The 17739-nt window shown below is 70.4% G+C and carries 17 protein-coding genes; 3 read left to right on the plus strand and 14 right to left on the minus strand.

The genetic code is table 11. The features are described 5' to 3' along the window. Positions 1-75: 75 nt before the first annotated feature. The 6 genes from WG922_RS11895 to WG922_RS11920 form a co-directional block, all read right to left on the minus strand. A complete protein-coding gene (locus WG922_RS11895; protein WP_340282839.1) occupies positions 76-1287 on the minus strand; it encodes an MFS transporter in 1212 nt (403 codons plus the stop codon). A gap of 99 nt (positions 1288-1386) precedes the next feature. Further along, on the minus strand, positions 1387-1866 hold the full coding sequence (locus WG922_RS11900; protein WP_340282840.1) for a hypothetical protein: 480 nt from the start codon (positions 1864-1866) through the stop codon (positions 1387-1389). 24 nt (positions 1867-1890) lie between these two features. Continuing rightward, complete coding sequence (ku, locus tag WG922_RS11905; RefSeq protein ID WP_340282841.1) at positions 1891-2937, minus strand: non-homologous end joining protein Ku; 1047 nt, start codon at positions 2935-2937, stop codon at positions 1891-1893. Between the two features lie 305 nt (positions 2938-3242). After that, positions 3243-3455 (minus strand): KGG domain-containing protein, encoded by a 213-nt coding sequence (locus WG922_RS11910; protein WP_340282842.1) that lies wholly within the window; start codon positions 3453-3455, stop codon positions 3243-3245. Between the two features lie 317 nt (positions 3456-3772). Next, on the minus strand, positions 3773-5131 hold the full coding sequence (locus tag WG922_RS11915) for a sigma-54-dependent transcriptional regulator (protein WP_340282843.1): 1359 nt from the start codon (positions 5129-5131) through the stop codon (positions 3773-3775). Between the two features lie 98 nt (positions 5132-5229). Next, positions 5230-5601: a hypothetical protein gene (locus tag WG922_RS11920; protein WP_340282844.1), complete on the minus strand. Its 372-nt coding sequence runs from the start codon at positions 5599-5601 to the stop codon at positions 5230-5232. Positions 5602-5936: 335 nt separating this feature from the next. On the opposite strand from WG922_RS11920, the gene rpoN reads away from it, so the two are divergent. After that, the gene (gene rpoN / locus WG922_RS11925) at positions 5937-7319 is read left to right on the plus strand and encodes an RNA polymerase factor sigma-54 (RefSeq protein WP_340282845.1); all 1383 of its coding nucleotides are present in this window, start codon (positions 5937-5939) and stop codon (positions 7317-7319) included. A 306-nt stretch (positions 7320-7625) separates the two neighbouring features. Then, on the plus strand, positions 7626-9038 hold the full coding sequence (locus WG922_RS11930; RefSeq protein WP_340282846.1) for a sensor histidine kinase: 1413 nt from the start codon (positions 7626-7628) through the stop codon (positions 9036-9038). Here WG922_RS11930 and WG922_RS11935 read toward each other — a convergent pair. The 7 genes from WG922_RS11935 to pcp all read right to left on the minus strand — a co-directional run bounded on the left by WG922_RS11935 (position 9017) and on the right by pcp (position 14942). Beyond that, positions 9017-9610: a response regulator transcription factor gene (locus WG922_RS11935; protein WP_340282847.1), complete on the minus strand. Its 594-nt coding sequence runs from the start codon at positions 9608-9610 to the stop codon at positions 9017-9019. The two genes, WG922_RS11930 and WG922_RS11935, sit on opposite strands and share 22 nt — an antisense overlap. 91 nt (positions 9611-9701) lie before the next feature. Continuing rightward, complete coding sequence (locus WG922_RS11940; RefSeq protein WP_340282848.1) at positions 9702-11000, minus strand: tryptophan--tRNA ligase; 1299 nt, start codon at positions 10998-11000, stop codon at positions 9702-9704. A 2-nt stretch (positions 11001-11002) separates the two neighbouring features. Continuing rightward, the gene (locus WG922_RS11945) at positions 11003-11671 is read right to left on the minus strand and encodes a site-2 protease family protein (protein ID WP_340282849.1); all 669 of its coding nucleotides are present in this window, start codon (positions 11669-11671) and stop codon (positions 11003-11005) included. A 52-nt stretch (positions 11672-11723) separates the two neighbouring features. Beyond that, positions 11724-12359, minus strand: coding sequence for an L-threonylcarbamoyladenylate synthase (locus tag WG922_RS11950; protein ID WP_340282850.1), 636 nt, complete (start codon positions 12357-12359; stop codon positions 11724-11726). A 10-nt stretch (positions 12360-12369) separates the two neighbouring features. Continuing rightward, positions 12370-13290: a DMT family transporter gene (locus WG922_RS11955; RefSeq protein ID WP_340282852.1), complete on the minus strand. Its 921-nt coding sequence runs from the start codon at positions 13288-13290 to the stop codon at positions 12370-12372. After that, entirely contained in the window at positions 13287-14141 is an 855-nt protein-coding gene (locus WG922_RS11960; RefSeq protein ID WP_340282853.1) for a 3',5'-nucleoside bisphosphate phosphatase, read from the minus strand. The genes WG922_RS11955 and WG922_RS11960 overlap by 4 nt, the downstream gene beginning before the upstream one ends. A 120-nt stretch (positions 14142-14261) precedes the next feature. After that, positions 14262-14942, minus strand: a complete 681-nt coding sequence (gene pcp / locus WG922_RS11965) for a pyroglutamyl-peptidase I (RefSeq protein ID WP_340282854.1) — start codon at positions 14940-14942, stop codon at positions 14262-14264. A 360-nt stretch (positions 14943-15302) separates the two neighbouring features. Here pcp and WG922_RS11970 point away from each other — a divergent pair, with 360 nt between their 5' ends. Then, positions 15303-16721 carry a DEAD/DEAH box helicase gene (locus WG922_RS11970; protein WP_340282855.1) on the plus strand — a complete coding sequence of 473 codons (1419 nt, stop codon included), beginning with the start codon at positions 15303-15305 and terminating at the stop codon, positions 16719-16721. 159 nt (positions 16722-16880) lie between these two features. Here the strand turns inward: WG922_RS11970 and WG922_RS11975 are convergent, their stop codons facing one another. Next, positions 16881-17717, minus strand: coding sequence for a symmetrical bis(5'-nucleosyl)-tetraphosphatase (locus WG922_RS11975; protein ID WP_340282856.1), 837 nt, complete (start codon positions 17715-17717; stop codon positions 16881-16883). Between the last annotated feature and the right edge of the window lie 22 nt (positions 17718-17739).

Below are 17739 nucleotides of genomic sequence, written 5' to 3' on the forward strand. Positions count from 1 at the left end.
ACGACGCGGCCGGCGCAAGTCCATGCAGGCCTTCGTCCTGCTGCGACGCCGTGCGCGGGGCGTCGCCGCCCCTGCTTACTCCGCCGGCTTGCGGCCCAGGGCCCGCGCGAAGCTCCACGCGGCTGCCGGCAGCGCCAGCGCCGCGGCGGCGAGTGGCAGGCCGCTGCCGACGTAGTCGGTCGCCAGCCCGGCCAGCGCCGTGCCGATGGCCTGGCCGAAGAACAGGCAGAACGCGAACAGCGAGACCGCACTCCCGCGCACGGCGGGGGCCATCTGCGTCGCGTGCGTTTGCAAGGTGTTGTGGAAAAGGTAGGTGCCGAACCCGACCAGCAAGGCCACCGGGCCGGCGCTCCACGGGGTGGGCGAGAGCAGCCAGGCGAGAAACCCCAGGCCCATGAACATGCCGCCGAGCCGCACCATCCTTGTCTGGCCCAGCCGGCGCACCAGCATCGGCGCCATCAGGGCGTACAACACGCCGCCGGCCGCATACAGCGCCACCAGCGCCGACGCCGTCGAAAGCGTCAAGGCAAAACGCAGGTGCAGATAGGTGGGCAGGTAGGTCAGCGTTCCCAGCAGGAACACGCCCTCTGCCAGCGCGGCTGCGAGCACCCACCAGGACCAGCGCCGGGCCAGTACCGAGCCGAGCTGCGCCAGCAGCGCCGGCGCGGGCCCGGGCGTCGGCGGGCTGAAGCCGGAGCGCAGCTTGGCGAACAGCAGCGCGGCGACCAGCAGGTAGCAGGCGCCCGCCAGCAGGAAGGCGCCGCGCCAGCCGACCTCGAGGTCGGCGAACAGCCCGCCGCCGAGCTGGCCGGCCATCATGCCGGTCAGGATCCACAGCAGCAGGCGCGCGAGCACGCTCTGGCGCTGCTCGAGCGGTACGTGGTCGCCGATCCAGGCGATGGTCAGCGGGATCACGCCCGCGGCAGCCGCGCCCCAGGCGCCGCGCAGCCACAGCAGGCTGTCGAAATCCGGCGCCAGCGCGCTGGCCCAGGCCGTGATGCCGCTGGCGAACACGGCGATGCACACCACCCGTGCCTTGCCCCAGCGGTCGCCGACCGGCCCGAAGACCAGTTGCATGACTCCGTACACGACGGAAAAGGTGATGACCACGGCGCCGGCCCGGCCGGGCGTGATGCCGAAATCGGCGCCGAGCCGGGGGATCAGCCCGTCGCACAGGCGAATGGCCGCTCCGCTGAAGAACGCCGCCAGTGACAGCAGCGCGATGGTGGTGGCCGTCGCGCGTGCGGCGGCAAGCTCGGGCGGGGGGAGGGGGGTGGAGGAACTCACGTACGGGATGGCTGCGGCCATTATGGTCGCGGGCCTGCTGCTGCGGCCGCTGCGAGCACGGGCCGGCGTGCCTGCGCGCGCGAGCGCGCCGCCGGGCCTTCAGGCGCTGCTGCCGTGCTCCACCGACGGTGCGGCCTCGCCCGTCAGGCGCGCAAGCCGCTCGGTCAGCCGATCCAGCGCCACCAGGTACTCGCGCCAGAGGGCGAGAAAGTGCTCGTCGTGATCCGACTCCAGCCAGGCTTCCGCATCGGTCATGCGCAGCGCGTGCTGCGCGGCAAGAAAGGTGTCGAGCCGGCGATCGATCTCCAGCAGCGCGCGGAACTCGCCGGCGAGCGCGGGAAACCAGCGGGACTGCACCGCCGCCGCCTGCTGCAGGGCCGCGTCGGCCTCGTCACGCTGCAGCTCGAGAGCGACCTTGCTGCGTTGGGCGGCGACCCACACCGCGTGGCGCGAAAGCGCCTGGGCCAGCACCAGCGCCTGTTCGCGGCGGCGCATCAGCCAGGTGAGGCTGGCACTGACGATGGCCACCACCAGCAGGCCGCCCAGCAGCCACAACGCGTAGTAGGTGAGCGGGGACATGGTGGCAGCGAGCTCGCGTGCGCCTCAGGCGGCGCGTCGGGTGCGTGGCCCCTTGCCTGTCGATGCTGCCCCGGGTTCCTCGGCGCGGCCGCCGCCGCCCTCCTTTCCGGACTTCCCCTGCTGGCTTGCCTTGCCGGTCTTGTCCGCCTTGCCGGCCTTGCCGGCGGCCACGGCTTTCTCGGCCGTGTCCTGCGCCGGCTGTCTGGCAGCGGCCTTGCGGCCGGCCGGTTTCGGCGCGGCCTGCGCATCGGCCGCGGCATCGCGCCGGCCCGGCAGGCTGCGGCGCAGCAATTCGGTGAGATCGATCACCTCGGCTCCGGCGGGCGGCGCGGCCGGGGCCTGCGCTTCGCCGACCTGCTCCAACTGGCCGGCAAGGGCCTTGCTCTCGACGAGCTTCATGACTTCGTCCGCGAACGAATTGCGGAACTCGTCGGCGTTCCAGTGGGACGTCATTCCGTCGATGAGCTGGCAGGCCATCGCGAGCTCGGCGTCCCGCACGCCGGCTGCCTTCGCATCGGCCGGCGGAAGCTTCAGATCTTCCCAGCTGCGGATCTCGCCGCCCCAGCGCAGCAGGTTGAGCACCAGGGCGGGACCGCAGGGAATGATCACGGCCAGGTGCTGCTTGGTCTGGATCACCACCCGTGCGATGCCGACCTTGTTGGTGCGCTTCAGTGCCTCACGCAGCAGTGCATAGACTTTGTCGCCGCGGTTCACGGGGCCCACGTAGTAGGGGCGCTCCAGGTAGACGAAGGGCACCTCGTCGGCGTCCACGAAAGACTCGATTTCGATGGTCTGCGTGGTGCGGGGATAGGCCTGCTCGATCTCTTCGGGCGAGAGCACGACGTACTGGTCGTCCTGCCACTTCACGCCCTTGACGATGTCCTCCTTGGCTATCTCCTCTCCGGTCTTCTTGTTCACGCGCTTGTAGCCGACGCGGTCCATGGTGCGCCGGTCGAGCCAGTCGAAATCGACACCGCTCTCGGCCGTGGCGGAGTACAGCCCGATCGGAATGTGGACGAGACCGAACGTGATGGCGCCCTTCCACAGCGTACGTGTGGAGGTCCTTGCCATGCCCTTGTTCGTCTCAGCCATTCCTGCCCGCCCGGAAAGTTCGTTCCCGAGTGTTGCTATTCGTGTCGGCTGGTCTTGTGGGACGGCTGCCGTGCCACCTGTCGGAGGCGGGCTACAGGAGCCGCATGCAGCCGGCCGCCGATCGGGCGGTCACGAGGCAGCGCTGCGGTCGGGCAGGGCGCATGCGGCGCGGCAGCCCTTCGGCCGCATGGCAGACGCATGCTCGTCCTGCTCGTGGTGGCTGAGCAGGTTCGCTAAGACAGGCGCGGCGCGTGTCGCCGCCCCTGCGCACCCGATGCCGGGAGTCAGCGCGACGGGGCGCGCTGGTGGCGCTTGCGACCCGCGGCGCGCGCCTCCTCGCTCGTGAACTCGTGCGCGTGACCGCTCTGGTGTGCCGCGCGTCCCCCGAGGCTGGCGATCTCGCGCTGGCGCTGCGGATCCATGGCAGCAAAACCGCGTGGGCTGCGCTTCGCGGCGGTGGCCTTCTCGCTCGGGTTCGTCGCAGTTTGGTCAGGCATGGTGCTTCCTTTCGTGCGTGGTTGCGGGACCCAGCGAACAGGGCAATGCGTGTGCCTGGACCGGTGCCTGGCCGTGGCCGCGGCGAGCGAATCGTTGGCGGCTGGCAAAGCGGGCGACGGCTGGCGAGGGCTGCGACGCCGACGGCTGCGACTGCCCGTAAGTCTTGCGGCACGAACAGGCAGTGGAACGCGAGAGCGCGAGGAACGCGAACCCGGGCCGACGCGATCCCGCACCACGCGATTCGGGCGCCGAAGCGGCAACCGCACCCGACGTACGACAGCAACCCGGCCCGACGGAGCGCGCGCCACCCCTGCCCTCAGATGCCGTACTCCTTCAGCCGGTTGTACAAGGTCTTGAGACTCACTCCCAAGGCCGCAGCGGTCCGCTCCTTCTGGTGGCCGAAGTGTTCCAGGGTGGCGAGGATCACCTGACGCTCGACCGCCGACAGCGGTGTTCCCAGCGCGATGCCGACGCCGCCCGGCGGCAGGCAGGCGGGTCCCGGCGTGGGCTGTGGGGGCCGGGGCGCGGACAGCCACTGCTCGGTGATGTCGTCGCCGTCGGCCATCACCCACGCGCGCTGCAGTACGTTGCGCAGTTCGCGCACGTTGCCCGGCCAGCGCTGCTGCGCCAGGCGTGCGAGTGCCGCTGGGGTGAGACGCCTGAGCAAACCCTCGCGCTGCGCGAGCTGCTGCAGGAAGTGGCGCGCGAGCAGCGGAACGTCTCCCAGCCGCTCGCGCAGCGGCGGCAGGTGAATGGGGAAGACATTGAGCCGATACAGCAGGTCTTCGCGCAGCGCGCCGGCGCTCACGGCCTCGCAGGGGTCGCGGTTCGAGGCGGCGACCACGCGCACGTCGGTCTCCTGGGCGACGGTGGACCCCACGCGCATGAACGTGCCCGTCTCCAGCACGCGCAGCAGCTTCACCTGCAGCGCCAGGGGCATTTCCGTGATTTCGTCCAGGAACAGCGTGCCGCCGTGCGCGCGCTCGAAGAAGCCCTGGTGCTGCCGGTCGGCGCCGGTGAAGCTGCCCTTCTCGTGTCCGAAGATCTCGCTCTCGATGAGATGCGGCGAAATCGCGCCGCAGTTCACCGCGAGGAAGGGCTTGGTGCAGCGCCTGCTCATGTCGTGCACCGTGCGCGCGGCGAGTTCCTTGCCGGTCCCGGTCTCGCCGGTGAGAAACACCGTGATGGCGGTGCCGGCAACGCGGGCGATCTGCGCGTACACCAGCTGCATGGCTTCGCTGCGACCGACCAGCTGGCCGAAGCCGTCGCCGTCCGCGACGCCGTGCGGCGCGGCGCTTCGCAGCGAGCCGGCCGTGCGCTGCGGCCGCATGACGCGCGCCAGCACATCCTGCAGCTGCAACGCGCTGACGGGCTTCACAAGGTAGTCGATCGCGCCGCGGCGCAGGGCCTCGATGGAGGTTTCCAGGCTCGCGTGCCCCGTCATGAGCACGACTTCGGATTGCCCCAGCAGGTCGTGCTCGTCGAAGAGGCTCAGGCCGCTGCCGTCGGGAAGGTGCAGATCGAGCAGCACCAGGTCGGGCTGCTGCATGGCCATCTGGCGCCGGGCATCGCGCAACGAGGGCGCCGTCGCTGCCGAACAGCCCTGTCCGGCGACCAGCGTGGCCATCATGCGCGCGGAGTCCGCGTCGTCCTCGACGATCAAGGTGTGGGCCATGTCGTGTCCTCCCTCGGTTCGGCCTGCATTGTCGAACGCCAATGCCGGGCAGGGCCGTAACAGCGCGCGGACGCCGGTAAGCGTGCGTTGCTCAGGCGTCAGTGCTTGCGCGGTACCGCGGCGGGACCCGCCACGATCGGCATCGGGTCCGACGATTCCGCGGCGCGCGCGCCGTCCGCACGATCTGCGGGGAGCACCAGCAGCGCCCGTCCGAGCGCCGATGCGGTGTCGCTCGCGCGAGGATCGCCGAGCGCCTCGACCAGCTCCGCGAGACGCAGCGCCTGGCGGCGCACGACCTCGCGTGCGTCGCGGGCCTGCGGACTGTCGCTGGGCGTGATCTCCAGCACCTCGGTGGCGCACAGCAGGGCACCCAGGGCGCCGCGCAACGCGTGCTGCAGTGGCCGCTGTGGCGGGTCACCGGCGCGCTGCGCCGGCGGCTCGGTGCGCCCGTCCGGCGCGCACTCGTCCACGCGTGCAGCGGGGATGCAGTCGGGGCGCGGGAGATGGTGACGGCACGCGTCTCGCATGAAGGGCCGGTGGTCGTGACGCGGAGAGCCTAAGGGGCGCGCGTGCAAAAGAGAAGCGGCCGCAACGCCCTGTAACGCGGCCTTGCGGCAAGCCATACCGGCGCGCGGAGGGCGCGGCTTGCCGCGCGCCCATGGCGGATGTGCCGCCACGCACATTCGCACGCACGCGTCCTGGAGGCGGGTAACGGTGCGTGTGCGCTGTATGGGACGGTCACGGGACGGCAGCCCAGGCACGGCGGTTGCGGTGGCGAGCCGTAGTTGAAGCAGGAGGGAAGTTCATGTTGATTCCATCGCTGGGGCTGCGTGTCGGCGCGTCGATGCACACCAGCCTGTCGCCGCGCCTGCAGAAGGCGGTGCGTCTGCTGCATATGTCGTCGCTGGATTTCTCGCAGGTGGTGCGAGGCGCACTGGACACCAACCCGTTCCTGGAACTCGAAGAGGCGGCGCTGGAAGAGCCGCTCGGGGCGCAAAAGGCAGGCGCCGACGACACCGCGGGCGCGCCGGAACTGTCCCCCTGGGGAGCGGATACGCTCGCGCGGCCACGCGGCGAAGCGATGGAGGGCGGCTTCGACACGCTGGCCGCGCCGACCACGCTTGCCGACCACTTGCTGGGCCAGCTCAACGTGCTGCCCCTCGATGCGCGCGACCTGGCGATCGCCGCGGGCGTCGCGGGCTCGCTGGACGAGGACGGCTGGCTGCGCACGGATCTCGGCGAGATCGCCGCATCGCTGGGCCTGCAGCCGCTCCCAGACGACCAGGAAATGGCGATCGGGCTGCGTCGTGTGCAGGCGCTGGAGCCGGCCGGCGTGGCGGCACGCAACCTGGCCGAGTGCCTGCTGCTGCAGTTGCCGCAGTTGCGTCCGCCGGGCATGCAGGCGCTGGTGCGCGTCCTGCTCGAACGGCACCTGGAGCGGCTCGCCGCCCACGACTACGCGGGCCTTGCGCGGCTGCTGCACGTGACGCGCGAAGAGGTGGAGGCCGCATGCGCGGCCATCCGCCGACTCGACCCGCATCCCGGCTGGCGTTTCGGGCACACGCCGGTGCACTACATCACGCCCGATGTGATCGTTCGCCGGCAGCGCGGGCAATGGACCGCAGTGCTGAACCCGGCCGTCGTGCCGCGGGTACGGCTGAACCAGGCCTACGCCGATCTGTTCAGCCGCCATCGGCAGCCGGAACACACCGAGTTGTCGGCGCATCTGCAGGAGGCGCGCTGGACGGTGCGCAACGTCGAACAGCGCTTCTCCACCATTCTCGAGGTGGCGCAGGCCATCCTCAGGCGGCAGCAGCGCTTCCTGAGCTATGGACCGATCGCCATGCGGCCGCTGGCGCTGCGCGACATCGCGGACGAGGTGGGCGTGCACGAGTCCACGGTGTCTCGCGTGACCAACAACAAGTTCATGGCCACTCCCTGCGGCGTGTTCGAGCTGAAGTATTTCTTCTCGCGCAGCCTCGCGACGGCCAGCGGCGGAGCCTGTTCGCCGACCGCGATCCGCGAGCTGATGCAGGAGCTGATCGCCGCCGAGCCGCCGGGGCGTCCGCTGTCGGACGTGGACATCGCGCAGCAGCTCGCGCAGCAGGGGCTGCGGGTGGCGCGGCGCACCGTCACCAAGTACCGGCAGCAACTGCGGATCGAGCCTGCGCAGCGGCGCCACCCCTAGTCCGGCAAGGGGGCACTCGTTGGCCCAGCGCACACGCGCTGCAGGCGAGCGCGCTCGTGCGCGTGGTGCGTGGTGCGTGGTGCGTGGTGCGTGGTGCGTGGTGCGTGGTCCGGGTGTGCGTGGTGCGTGCGTGCGTGTCCCCGGTTTGCGTCCCGCGCGCGCCGCGCAGCTCCCGCGCCGAACTCGCACCCGAGCGAACGTCCCTGCGGCGGCGCGAGTGGCGGTCCGCCGCGCATTCCGGCGGCTGCCCTCGTGAGGAGCAGCCATGCCTTTGGCTAGACTCGGCAGGCCCGCTTCGCGCCCGACATGAATCCAGCCACCACCGCTCCCTCCCAATTGCCCGCAGAGGCGCAGTGGGTCGAGGCCGAGCTGGTGCGCAGCCTGATGCAATCGGTGCGCGGCACGCAGGTCGCGACGCTCCTGCTCGTTCCGGTGTACGTGGGCGTGCTCTGGGAGGACGTCGCCGGCGCTGCGCTGCTGGTGTGGGCGCTGCTTGCGATGCTCGCGATGGGGGCCAGGTTCTGGGTGACGCAGCACTATGCCCGGAGGGCCGCCCAGGATTCGCCCACCCAGCAGCTTGCGTTCTTCTACCGCTGGAGTGCGCTCTGGCCGGCCGGGGCCGCGGTGTGGGGATCGACGGCATGGCTGTTCTTCGACAGCGCGCCGCTGTCGAGCCAGTTCATCTGCTGGCTGCTGCTTGCCGGCATCGCCATGTTCGGTGTGAACGCGCTGTCGGGGCACCTGCGCACCGTGCGGCGCTACATCAACGCGCTGGTACTCACCGCGCTGGCGCTCGTCGCCTGGCGGGTGGTCCTCGAACTGCAGTTCCGCGGGCCGTACTACCACTACTGGCTGATGGCCCTGCTGGTGATCTTCTGGCAGGTGCTGCACCAGACGGCAAACCGCCTGCACGTCACCCACAGGCGCAACTACGAGCTGCTGTACCGCAACAACCAGCTGATCTCGTCCCTCACGCGCCAGACGCAGGCGGCCCTGGAAGCGGTCGATGTCAAGAATCGCTTTCTCGCAAGCGCCACGCACGACATCCGCCAGCCGGTGCATGCGCTGGGCCTGTATGCGGACTGGCTGGCAAGCGAGCCGGAGCTGGTACACGAACTCGCACCGAAGATCGTCGAATCCACCAAGGCGGTGAACACGCTGTTCGATTCGCTGTTCGACCTCGTGCGGCTGGATACCGGCAACTTGAACCTGGCGATCGAAGAGGTGCCGCTCGAGCGGCTGCTCGCGGAGCTGGAGGTGCAGTACCGGCCGCTGGCGACGTCCAAGGGGCTGCAACTGCGGGTGCGTCCGGCGCGGGGCACGGTGTCGTCGGACATGCTGCTGCTCAAGCGCATCGTGGGCAACCTGCTGTCCAACGCGATCAAGTACACCGAGCACGGCGGCGTGCTGGTGGCGGTGCGCGGCACGGGCGAGCGGCGGCGCATCGAGGTGTGGGACACCGGCGTGGGCATCGCGCCGGCGCACCAGCGCGAAGTGTTCCGCGAGTTCTACAAGGTGCCGATGCACTCGGGCACCGAAGACGGGTTCGGACTCGGGCTGCACATCGTGTCGCGGCTCTCGCAGATCCTCGGGCACCCCGTGGAGCTGGCGTCCCGTCCCGGTCGGGGAACCGTGTTCCGGCTGTTGCTCACACCGGCGCTCCCGGCGCAGGCTGCCGCGCGGGCGGCGGCGATGAATCAGCTGGCCAGGAGGCCGTGAACGCGTGCGTAGTGGATGGTTTGCGTGCGGCTCTTGACGCCGAGGCGGCGGAACAGGCGCCACAGGTGCACCTTCACCGTGTGCTCGCTGATGCCCAGCTCGTCGGCGATTTCGCGGTTCGACAGGCCGCGGTCCAGCATGACGATCAGCTGCTTCTGGCGCTTGGACAGCTTGTTGTCTGTGGGCGCGAGCTCCTCGAACTGCCCATCGGCGGCGAGCAGCGCACGCAAGGCATTGCCGATCTCGCCGGCACCGGCGGACTTCTCGATGTAGATGTCGGCTCCGGCATCGACGCAGATCTCTTCGGCATCGGCAGCCGGCGATGCCGAGATCACGGCCAGCGGCGTGCCGGGGAAGAGGTTCTTGATCTCGTGGACGCCGGAGGTGCCGGTGGTGTCGGGCAGCTTCAGGTCCAGGCAGATCAGGTCGGGTGCGCCGTGCTGGCGGACAGCGGCGTCAATGCCTCCTATGCGGTCCAGCTCCACGACGTTGGCCCCCGGGCGCAGGCGCCGCAGCAGCATCACCACGGCGTCGCGCATGAGCGGATGGTCGTCGATGACGAAAAGGTTCATGGGAGGCGCGGCTGGTGGTTTCGTAGGCTGCATTGTGGTTGTCTTGCGTAGTACCTGCGCGGTCGTTTATAGCAGAGGCACTTTGCAGGTCCTAGCGGGCCTGCGCGAGTAGGGCCAGCGCACTACTGAGTTCGTACTCAGCGATATCGTCCGGGCGTCGAATGTGTTGTTCCAGCCCCGCGATGCGCCCGTCGCGCAGCTGCGCCACGGCGCGCCCGGCGTCGCGCGGCGAGGCGAAGCCGGTGCTGAGAAGCAGCACCCGGCCGCTCGCATCGACCAGCTTGAAGTAGTGCAGGCCATCTGCTTCGCGGTACTGCTTGAAACCGGGCAGAGCCGGGCGCTCGTCCTGTTTGGCCGTGGCCGTCGCGCCCTCCTGTTGCCCCAGGTTGCGCAGGCCGACCGCATGGCGCAGGCGTGCCACGAACGGCGACGCGATGGCGCGTGCCTTGTCGGCGCCGCGGCGCAGGATGGTCTCGAGCTCGGCGGGGTTGCCGGTCAGCGCGCGGTAGCGCTCGCGCATGGGCGCGATCTCGCGGTCGATGCGCTCGAACAGCAACTGCTTGGCCTCGCCCCAGGCGATGCCGTCGGCGTAGGCCTGCCGCAGGGCCGCCGTCTCGTCGGACGAGGCGAAGGCCTGGTAGATCTGGAACAGCGCCGAGTTGTCCGGGTCCTTGGGCTCGCCGGGGGCGCGCGAGTCGGTGACGATGTTGAGGATCTGGCGGCGCAGTTGCTCCGGCGGGGCGAACAGTGCGATGGTGTTGTCGTAGCTCTTGCTCATCTTGCGACCATCGAGGCCCGGCAGCGTGGCCACCGCTTCGTCGATGGCCGCCTCGGGCAGGGTGAAGTGGGGGCCGTAGAGATGGTTGAAGCTCTGCGCGATGTCGCGCGCCATTTCGATGTGCTGGATCTGGTCGCGCCCCACGGGCACCTTGTGCGCGTTGAACATGATGATGTCCGCGGCCATCAGCACGGGGTACATGAACAGCCCCGCGGTGACGTCGGCGTCGGGGTCGCGCCCATCTGCGAGGTTCTTGTCCACCGACGCCTTGTAGGCATGCGCGCGATTGAGCAGGCCCTTGCCCGTGACGCAGGTCAGCAGCCAGGTGAGCTCGGGAATCTCGGGAATGTCGGACTGGCGATAGAAGTACACGCGCTCCGGGTCGAGCCCGGCGGCCAGCCAGCAGGCGGCGATCTCCATGGTGGAGCGCTGGATGCGGGCCGGCTCGTCGCACTTGATCAGCGCGTGGTAGTCGGCCAGGAAATAGAAGCTTTCCGTGCCGGGCCGCAGGCTCGCCTGCACGGCGGGGCGGATGGCGCCGACATAGTTGCCCAGGTGTGGGGTGCCGGTGGTGGTGATGCCGGTGAGAAAGCGGGTCGTCGGTGCGGTCATGGTCAGCGCAGCAGGGCGGTGAGCGGGGTAAGCAGGAAATTGAGCGAGGAATAGCCGAGGGCGATCAGCGGCCGCAGCCACCATGTGCCCAGCACGCCCACGAGCACCAGGCCCAGCACGATGATGAAGCCGTAGGGCTCCAGGCGTGCCACCCACTGCCCCTGGCGCCAGGGAAGCAAGCCCACCAGGATGCGCCCGCCGTCCAGCGGCGGCAACGGGAACAGGTTGAAGGCCCACAGCACGAGGTTGACCAGCACGCCGGCCTTGCACATGTCGAGGAAAAAGCGCTCGGTCACACCGAAGGCCACCAGCAGCGCGAACACGGCGCCCCACAGCAGCGCCTGGATGAAGTTGGAGGCCGGGCCGGCCAGGGCCACCAGCACCATGTCGCGCTTGGGCCGGCGCAACTGGGCGAAGTTCACGGGGACGGGCTTGGCATAGCCGAAGAGGAAGGCGCCGGAGGTGGCGAAGTACAGCAGCAGCGGCATCAGCACGGTGCCGATGGGATCGACGTGCGGGAAGGGGTTGAGCGTGACCCGCCCCTGCACGTATGCGGTGTTGTCGCCAAGGTAGCGGGCGACGTAACCGTGGGCTGCTTCGTGGATGGTGATGGCGAACAGCACCGGGAGCGCGAAGATGAGGACGGTCTGGACGAGGTTGTTGATATCCACGCCCCGATTGTCTCTCAGCGGCCGGCGCGGCCCGCGCTGCGTGCGGTGGCGCTCAAAGGCCCAGCACTGCGGGATCGCCCCGCCCCTGGCGCAAAAGCGCGGGATCGCCGCCGTTCCACATGGGGGTGAGGTCCACCACCGTGGTTGGCTGGGTCGGACAGGCGCCCGCGTCGATCACGCCCTCGATGTCGCGCTCGTAGCGGGCGCGGATCTCCTGGGGGTCGGCCAGCGGCTCGCGCTCGCCCGACGGGATCAGCGTCGTGGCCAGGAGCGGCTCGCCGTGCAGTGCCAGCAGCGCCTGCAGCACCCGGTGGTTGGGCACGCGCAGACCGATGGTCTTGCGCTGCGGGTGACTCAGCCGCCGAGGCACTTCGCGCGTGGCCTCGAGGATGAAGGTGAAGGAGTCGGGCGTCGCGGCCTTGAGCAGCCGGAACTGCCGGTTGTCGACGCGCGCGTAGTTGGCCAGGGCGCTCAGGTCGGCGCAGAGCAGGGTCAGGTGGTGGCGCTCATCGACCCCGCGCAGCCTGCGCAGGCGGTCGGCGCTGGACTTGTCGTCTAGGTGGCAGGCCAGGGCGTAGCTGGAGTCGGTGGGCACCGCCAGGATGCCGCCGCCCGCGAGCAGCCCGGCGGCCTGCTTGAGCAGCCGCGGCTGCGGGTTGTCGGGATGGACCTCGAAGTACTGCGCCATTGCGGCAGTATCAGGCTTCGAGTGCGCCGGTGGGGGCGCGGGCGGCGCGGGTCTCGCGCAGCGTGAGCCAGGCGCCTGCCACGCCGCAGGCGGCGATCAGGGCCATTCCCAGCACGGACCAGCCGTCGGGCACGTGCCCGAACACCAGCCAGCCCGCCAGCATCGCGAAGCCGATCTGCACGTAGACATAGGGCGTAAGGGTCGATGCCGGGGCACGCTGGAACGCGAGGATGAGCAGGAAATGCCCGACCGCGGCGAGCACGCCCATCGCCGCGAGCAGCGCCCACAGCCACGGCGAGGGCAGCGCGGTCCAGACCAGCGGCAGCGCCACCGTCGCGAGCAGCGCGCCGACCCAGCTGGTGTAGAGCTGCATCGTCAGCGGATCTTCGGTGCGCGCCAGCTTGCTGGTGAGGATCTGGAAGCCCGCGTTGCACGCCACCTGGCACAGCGGCAGCAGCATGGCCCAGCTGAACGCTTCACCGCCGGGGCGGATGATGACCAGCGTGCCCGCGAAGCCGCCCGCCACCAGCAGCCAGCGCAGCGGCGACACCCGCTCCTTGAGCACGGTCGCGCCGAGCAGCGTCACCACCAGCGGCGCGATCATGATGATGGCGGTGAACTCGCCCACGGGCAGGTAGCGCAGGCTCGCGAAGACGAACACGCTGCCGGCCAGCAGCAGCACCCCGCGCAGGCACTGGAACGCCGGATGCCGGGTGCGCAGCACGCGCCATCCTCGCATCGGCAGGGCGACGGCGGTGGTGGCCAGTGCCTGTACCACGTAACGGGCCCAGACGCCGAGCATCACCGGCACGCCGGCGAGCACGACGACCTTGCTGCCGGTGTCGTTGCCCGCGAAGAACAGGCAGGCACACATCACCAGCGCGATGCCCGCGAAGATCCGGCGCTGCACGCCGGCTCCGCTCGCGCTCACCGGATGCGGTCTTCGAGCAGTTCCCACACCGGTTGCAGATCGGCCGGCAGGGCCGGCAGTCGCCCGAGGTCGGTGTGGCTCTCGTCGGGGCTGTGGAAATCGCTGCCGCGCGAGGCGGCGAGCCCGAACTCGCGCGCGGTGTCGGCGTAGGCGGCAGCCTCGGCGGCAGTGTGGCTGCCGGTCACCACCTCGACCGCGGCACCGCCGTGGGTCTTGAATTCCGAGAAGAGCGCGAACTCTTCGTTGGCGGTGAAGCCGTAGCGTGCCGGGTGCGCGACGACGGCCTGGCCGCCGGCACCGGTGATCCAGTGCACGGCGTCCGCAAGCGTGGCCCAGCGATGCGGCACGAAGCCGGGCTTGCCGTCGGTGAGGAAGCGCCGGAACACCTCGCCCGTGTCGCGGCACACGCCGGTTTCCACCAGGAAGCGGGCGAAGTGCGTGCGGGAGATCAGTTCGGGATTGCCTGCGTAGCGCAAGGCGCCTTCGTAGGCGCCGGGGATGCCCACCTGCGCAAGCTGCGCCGCCATGTCGCGGGCCCGCTCGCCGCGTCCTCCGCGGGTGGCGAGCAGGCCCTCGCGGATGCTGGGGGCCGTCGCGTCGAAGCCGAGCCCGACGATATGCACCGTCTTTCCGGCGAAGGTGACCGAGATCTCGCAGCCGGTGAGATAGCGCATTCCGTGCGCGCGGGCGGCCGCCTCGGCCCGTTGCTGGCCACCCACTTCGTCGTGGTCGGTCAGGGCCCACAGCTCGACTCCGTTGGCCGCGGCGCGCGCGGCAAGGGCTTCGGGGGTCAGGGTGCCGTCGGACACGACGGAATGGCAGTGCAGGTCGGCGTTGAGGGTGCGGCTCACCCGGGCCATTCTAGGGCGCGGGATGCGGGGCGCAGGACCGCGATCCGAGCCTCCCTGCGTGCATCCGGGGCTTGGGTGTCCCGGCCTGCGTTCGCGAGAAGTACCGGCGCCTCGGCGACTTCAGTCGAGCGCCCCCGCCGCGATGCGCAGGTCTTTGCGCACCGTGAGGGCGCACGCCAGCGCGATGCGCAGCCCGGCCACGGTGGTCTCGAGCGGCATCGCGGGCTCACCCTGGCCCGGCAGCCACGGCACGTGCACCAGGCCGCCGCGGACGCCGCGGCAACCGGGCTGGGCCAGCAGGTGCATGAGCCCGTAGAAGACGTGGTTGCACACGAAGGTGCCGGCGGTCTGCGACACCTCGGCGGCAATGCCGGCACTGCGCAGGGACTGCAGCATGGCCTTGATCGGCAGGGTGCTGAAGTAGGCGGCAGGCGCCCCGGCAACCACCGGCAGATCGACGGGTTGCGCGCCGGCGTTGTCCGCGATGCGCGCGTCGTCCACGTTGATCGCAATCCGCTCGAGCGAGATGGCCGCCCGCCCGCCGGCGAGGCCGCAGCACACGACGAGCGCCGGGCGGTGCCGCGCGACCAGGTCTTCAAGGACCGCGCGGGAGGCGCCGAACACCGTCGGGAGCACGGCGCCCACCACCCGGTGGCCGGCGATGTCGCTGTCGTTCAGGGCCAGCGCGGCGAGGGCGCTCGGGTTGTCTCCGCCCGCGCCGAAGGGCTCGAATCCGGTCACCAGCACCGTGGGCCGCGGCGCGGGCGCTTCTGGTGCGGGAGTGGGTGGTCGCGAGGCCATCAGGCCACTTTAGCGTGCCGGCGCGTCACCGCGCGGCCCAGGAATGCACGGGCTTTCGCCCACGCGCACCTTCCCGCACGCCTGCCGCGCGCACCTTCGACCGAAGCTCCCACGCGCCGCCAACTGCGCGCGACCCTGGATTGGCTTGGAGCGGGCGTCGGAAGCACCGGCCGTGCGGTCGCGCCTGCGCGGATGGTGGGTGGACGAGGGCGGCGCTCGCGGGGCCGGACCGGCTCACGCAGTCGATCCGCCCCCGTGCAATCCGATGAAGCGTGCAGCAGCCAGTCACACTTGCTTGCGAGGGCTTTGCCGGTCCCTTCGCGGGCTCGTCATCCGCGCCTGCCACAATACCCGGTTGACATGACTGCTTCCTTCTCAAAGCTTTCCCTGGCCGAGCCCCTGGCCCGCGCCGTCGCCGAAATGGGCTACGAGTCCATGACCCCCATCCAGGCCGAGGCCATCCCGGTGGTGCTTACCGGGCGTGACGTGATGGGGGCGGCGCAGACGGGCACCGGCAAGACCGCGGCCTTTTCGCTGCCGCTGCTGCAGCGCCTCCTCAAACACGAGAACACCTCCACCTCGCCGGCCCGCCACCCGGTGCGTGCGCTGGTGCTGCTGCCCACGCGCGAACTGGCCGACCAGGTGGCCCAGCAGGTCAAGCTGTACGCCAAGTACACCAGCCTGCGCAGCGCGGTGGTGTTCGGCGGCATGGACATGAAGCCCCAGACGCTCGAGCTCAAGCGCGGTGTCGAGGTGCTGGTGGCCACGCCGGGGCGCCTGCTCGACCACATCGAGGCCAAGAACGCGGTGCTCAACCAGGTCGAGTACGTGGTGCTCGACGAGGCCGACCGCATGCTCGACATCGGCTTCCTGCCCGACCTGCAGCGCATCCTGTCGTACCTGCCCAAGCAGCGCACCACGCTGCTGTTCTCGGCCACGTTCTCGCCCGAGATCAAGCGGCTGGCCAACAGCTACCTGAACGACCCGATCACCATCGAGGTGGCGCGGCCCAACGAGACGGCGTCCACCGTCGAGCAGCATTTCTACAGCGTGGTCGATGACGACAAGCGCCGTGCCCTGCGCCAGATCGTGCGCCAGCGGGGCATCAGCCAGGCCTTTGTCTTCGTCAACAGCAAGCTCGGCTGCGCGCGCCTGGCGCGCTCGCTCGAGCGCGATGGCCTCAAGACGACGGCCCTGCACGGCGACAAGAGCCAGGACGAACGGCTCAAGGCGCTGGCGGCGTTCAAGGCCGGAGAGGTCGATCTGCTGGTCGCCACCGACGTGGCCGCACGCGGGCTGGACATCAAGGACGTGCCGGCCGTCTTCAACTTCGACGTGCCGTTCAACGCCGAGGATTACGTGCACCGCATCGGCCGGACGGGCCGTGCCGGCGCCTCGGGGCTGGCGGTCACCTTCGTCTCGGGCAGCGACAGCCGTCTGGTGGCCGATCTCGAGAAACTGCTGAAGAAGAAGGTGGAGCTCGAGGCGGTGGAGTTCGAGGACGAACGTCCGCGCGGCCGCATCAACGACGGCCGCCGCACCTGGCGCGAGAACGGCGAAACCGGCGACCCGCGCGACCTGCTGGACGCGCCGCGCGAGCGCCGCGCCCCGCGCCCCGCTCCAGCCCCGCGCGACCCGTTCTTCGACCAGCCCTACGAGCCGCCGGCCACCGACCAGCCTCCCACCTGGGAGGCCGGGGCCAAGCCTGCCGGCACGCGCGTGTCGAGCAACATCAAATCGAAGCGGAAGGTGCCGGCACTGTTCAAGTCGCCGGGTTAGAGGGCCGTCGGTTCGGAGGTGGCAGCCTGGCAGCCACCGAGGTTCTGCGCGTGGCCGCAAGCTGCGTCATGTGCGACGAGCCGGCCGAGTTCGGGCGGGGTGTGCGCGAGCGGTGCCCTGCAGACCGCGTGCAGCAAGCCGTGCCAGCCGCGCGCGCCCTCACTCGCCTGGCGCTTGCACCTGCTCGCATGCCACCTGGATGAGTTCGTGGCGGCTCGCATCGGCCGGATCGATGCGCAGCGCGCTCAGGCAGCCGCCCCAGACGCAGCCGCTGTCCAGCGCGAGCAGGTCCGGACGCAGCAGCACGCCCAGCGTAGACCAGTGCCCTACCGCGACGCACACGCCGGCGGTGCGCCGCCCCGGCACCAGGAACCACGGCAGCGTGCCGGCCGGCGCTTCGTCGGGCGTGCCCGAGGCCTTGAGGTGCATGGTGCCGTCGGAGGTGCAAAAGCGCAGGCGCGTCAGCGCATTCACCACCACCCGCAGCCGGTCGATGCCTTGCAAGTCCGCGTCCCATCGCGCGGGCTCGTTGCCGAACATGCCGGCAAGGAACGCACCGAGCCCCGGGCCGCGCAGCACATCCTGCACTTCGCCCGCGAGCGCCATCACCTCGTCGGCATCCCATTGGGGCAGCACGCCCGCGTGCACCATCAGCAGTCCGTGCGCCCGCAGGGCGAGCGGGCGGCTGCGAAGCCACTCCAGCAAGGCGCCACGGTCGGGCGCTTCGAGCACCGTGTCCATGGTGTCGCGCCGGTGCGCTCGCCGGTGTCCGTGCGCGACTGCCAGCAGGCTCAGGTCATGGTTGCCCAGCACGCACTGCGCGCTGTCTCCGAAGGCCATGAGCCGGCGCAGGACCGCCGCCGACGCGGGCCCGCGATTCACCAGATCGCCCAGCAGGTAGATGGTGTCGCGGCTCGGGGAAAAAGCGATCTCGTCGAGCAGGCGGCCCAGGGGCGCGTCGCAGCCTTGCACATCGCCGATCAAGTAGAGTGCCATGGTCCCTGATTCTCCCCCTGCT

This window comes from Ramlibacter sp. AN1015 (assembly GCF_037726105.1).
Lineage (GTDB): Bacteria > Pseudomonadota > Gammaproteobacteria > Burkholderiales > Burkholderiaceae_C > Ramlibacter.

Excerpts from the sequence above, each read along its gene's own strand:
- WG922_RS11900 (WP_340282840.1), bottom strand. The coding sequence starts at position 1,866 with ATGTCCCCGCTCACCTACTACGCGTTGTGGCTGCTGGGCGGCCTGCTG.
- rpoN (WP_340282845.1), top strand. The coding sequence starts at position 5,937 with ATGTTGATTCCATCGCTGGGGCTGCGTGTCGGCGCGTCGATGCACACC.
- WG922_RS11950 (WP_340282850.1), bottom strand. The coding sequence starts at position 12,359 with ATGGCGCAGTACTTCGAGGTCCATCCCGACAACCCGCAGCCGCGGCTG.
- WG922_RS11910 (WP_340282842.1), bottom strand. The coding sequence starts at position 3,455 with ATGCCTGACCAAACTGCGACGAACCCGAGCGAGAAGGCCACCGCCGCG.
- WG922_RS11975 (WP_340282856.1), bottom strand. The coding sequence starts at position 17,717 with ATGGCACTCTACTTGATCGGCGATGTGCAAGGCTGCGACGCGCCCCTG.
- WG922_RS11935 (WP_340282847.1), bottom strand. The coding sequence starts at position 9,610 with ATGAACCTTTTCGTCATCGACGACCATCCGCTCATGCGCGACGCCGTG.
- ku (WP_340282841.1), bottom strand. The coding sequence starts at position 2,937 with ATGGCAAGGACCTCCACACGTACGCTGTGGAAGGGCGCCATCACGTTC.
- WG922_RS11970 (WP_340282855.1), top strand. The coding sequence starts at position 15,303 with ATGACTGCTTCCTTCTCAAAGCTTTCCCTGGCCGAGCCCCTGGCCCGC.
- WG922_RS11940 (WP_340282848.1), bottom strand. The coding sequence starts at position 11,000 with ATGACCGCACCGACGACCCGCTTTCTCACCGGCATCACCACCACCGGC.
- WG922_RS11930 (WP_340282846.1), top strand. The coding sequence starts at position 7,626 with ATGAATCCAGCCACCACCGCTCCCTCCCAATTGCCCGCAGAGGCGCAG.
- pcp (WP_340282854.1), bottom strand. The coding sequence starts at position 14,942 with ATGGCCTCGCGACCACCCACTCCCGCACCAGAAGCGCCCGCGCCGCGG.
- WG922_RS11915 (WP_340282843.1), bottom strand. The coding sequence starts at position 5,131 with ATGGCCCACACCTTGATCGTCGAGGACGACGCGGACTCCGCGCGCATG.